The sequence below is a fragment of the Polaromonas sp. P3_C2 genome (assembly GCF_056402675.1).
The window spans coordinates 1-2382 of the sequence record NZ_JBFUGX010000635.1 but is presented as its reverse complement, the minus strand read 5'-3'; the positions used below and the strand labels follow the sequence as shown (position 1 = coordinate 2382).

At 62.0% G+C, this 2382-nt stretch carries 2 protein-coding genes; both read left to right on the top strand.

The annotated features are described in order from the left end of the window. Positions 1-199 precede the first annotated feature (199 nt). A complete protein-coding gene (locus tag AC1DWI_RS20045) occupies positions 200-1939 on the top strand; it encodes an FAD-dependent oxidoreductase (protein WP_477670809.1) in 1740 nt (579 codons plus the stop codon). Positions 1940-1951: 12 nt separating this feature from the next. After that, on the top strand, positions 1952-2212 hold the full coding sequence (locus tag AC1DWI_RS20040; RefSeq protein ID WP_477670808.1) for a UBP-type zinc finger domain-containing protein: 261 nt from the start codon (positions 1952-1954) through the stop codon (positions 2210-2212). Positions 2213-2382 lie beyond the last annotated feature (170 nt).

Sequence of the window (2382 nt, the reverse complement as noted above, 5' to 3'; positions counted from 1 at the left end):
GTGTTCGTTGATAAGCGAGGGGTGCAGCCATGAGCGTACAGGCCTGCTAGCCCAAGATGGTCGGATTTGTTCTCTTGCGCCGAAATCCCGACTGCTGCAGGAGGATTCGACATCCAATTCGTCGTTTAATGGCATCGTCTGACTGATGCCAAAGCCCGCGCGCACAAGCCGCAGGCAACAGGCTTAACGGAGTATTTTGATGGCCGACAACGCAACCCACACCCCAGCCCAATCCCCGCTGGCTGCCGACACCAGCCGGCACCACCAGATGTTTCCGGTGCTCAGCGCCGCTGAAATTGCACGCATCCAGCGCTTCGGCAAGGTGTTGCAGTTCAAGAAAGGCGAGAGGCTGTTTGCCGCCGGTGAGCCCGGCCCCGGCATGTTTGTGATGCTCAAGGGTTCGGTCACCATCACCCAGCGCGACGGCCTCGGCCACGTGGTGCCCATCGTCAACCAGGGGCCGGGCCAGTTTCTGGCGGAAGTTGGCCAGCTGTCGGGCCAGAACGCGCTGGTGGACGGCCATGCCGAAGAAGATGTCGAAGCCCTGCTGGTGCCGCCCGGCCAGCTGCGCGCGCTCATCATTGCCGAAGCCGACCTGGGCGAGCGGCTGGTGCGCGCGCTGATCTTGCGGCGCGTGGCCTTGATCGAAGCCGGCGCCAGCGGCCCGGTGCTGATCGGCCAGCCCAACTCGGCCGGTGTGGTGCGTCTGCAAAGCTTTTTGAACCGCAACGGCGAGCCCAACCATGTGGTGGACATCGCCCAGGACGCGGGCGCCGCCGCGTTGATGGAGCAATACGGCGTGGCCGCCGGTGATGTGCTGGCGGTGTGCCCGGATGGCTCGGTGCTGGTGAACCCCGACGAAAACCAGCTGGCGCGCTGCATCGGCATGGTCGACACGGAAGAACACGACGAGCTGTTTGACGTGATCGTGGTGGGCGCCGGGCCCGCCGGGCTGGCCACGGCGGTATATGCCGCATCGGAAGGCCTGCATGTGCTGGTGCTCGACTGCCGTGCTTACGGCGGGCAGGCCGGCGCCAGTGCGCGCATTGAAAACTACCTGGGTTTCCCTACCGGCATCTCGGGCCAGGCGCTGGCCGGCCGTGCGTATGTGCAGGCACAAAAGTTTGGTGTGGAAATGCTGATCCCCGCGCAGGCTCAATCGCTGGACTGCGCCCACAAGGCCATCAAGGGCGAGCTGCAGGTGAATCTGACCGACGGCCGCACGCTGCGCGCCAAGACCGTGGTGGTGGCCAGTGGCGCCCGCTACCGCCGCCCCGAGGTACCGCGCCTTGAAAAATTTGAAGGCCGCGGTGTCTGGTATTGGGCTTCTGCGCTGGAAGCAAAGATGTGCAGCCAGACCGACGTGGTGCTGGTGGGCGGTGGCAATTCGGCCGGGCAGGCGGCGGTGTTTTTGTCGCAGCATGCGGCCAAGGTCAACATGCTGGTGCGCGGCCCCAGCCTGGCCGCCAGCATGTCGCGCTACCTCATAGACCGCATTGAAGCCGCACCCAACATCGAGCTGCTGCCGCATACCGAGGTGGTGAAGCTGCACGGCGATGATGATGATGGCGACGGCAATGGCGGCACAGGCCTTTCCGGTGTGACCTGGCGCAACCGCAAGAGCGGCACCGAACACGCGGCGGATGTGCGCAACGTGTTCCTGTTTGTCGGCGCCGATCCGGAAACCAGCTGGCTGACAAGTTGTGGCGCAGCCATTGATGCACACGGTTTTGTCCGCACCGGGGAGGCTGTTACCTGCAAGCACTCCGACTACAAACCCGCTCCGCTGGAAACGAATATTCCGGGCCTTTTTGCCATTGGCGATGTGCGCAGCGGCTCTGTCAAGCGCGTGGGCGGTGCAATAGGCGAGGGCGCTGCAGTTGTGGCCATGATCCACCAGCACCTGGCGGCGATGGAGAGCGCGGCTGTGGCCGTCTGATGGGAGTTTTTTATGCGTATCAAACCCTGCAGCCACGTCCCCTCCGAAGTCCACGCACCCAATGCCAAAGGTTGTGAAGAGTGCCTGAAAATGGGCGACACCTGGATGCATTTACGGCTGTGCGTGCACTGCGGTCATATCGGCTGTTGCGACGATTCAAAAAACCAGCATGCCAGTAAACACCATGCAGCGACGGGGCACGCGGTGATCCAGTCGTTTGAGCCGGGGGAAAGCTGGATGTGGTGTTATGAGCACGAGCTGCAGGTGGGCTAGGGTGCAGCTATTTCGCGTAGCTAAAGTCGTAAACAAGAGTTCTAATGAGCGCTGCGACAGGTATATTTAATGGAGCAGGAAGGTCATATGGAGCGGGCAATGGAAGCTGGTTTTGTGGGTGGATTTGCCACCTTATATTGCACCCATATGCGGTATAAATTACGTTATAC

Excerpts from the sequence above, each read along its gene's own strand:
- AC1DWI_RS20040 (WP_477670808.1), top strand. The coding sequence starts at position 1,952 with ATGCGTATCAAACCCTGCAGCCACGTCCCCTCCGAAGTCCACGCACCC.
- AC1DWI_RS20045 (WP_477670809.1), top strand. The coding sequence starts at position 200 with ATGGCCGACAACGCAACCCACACCCCAGCCCAATCCCCGCTGGCTGCC.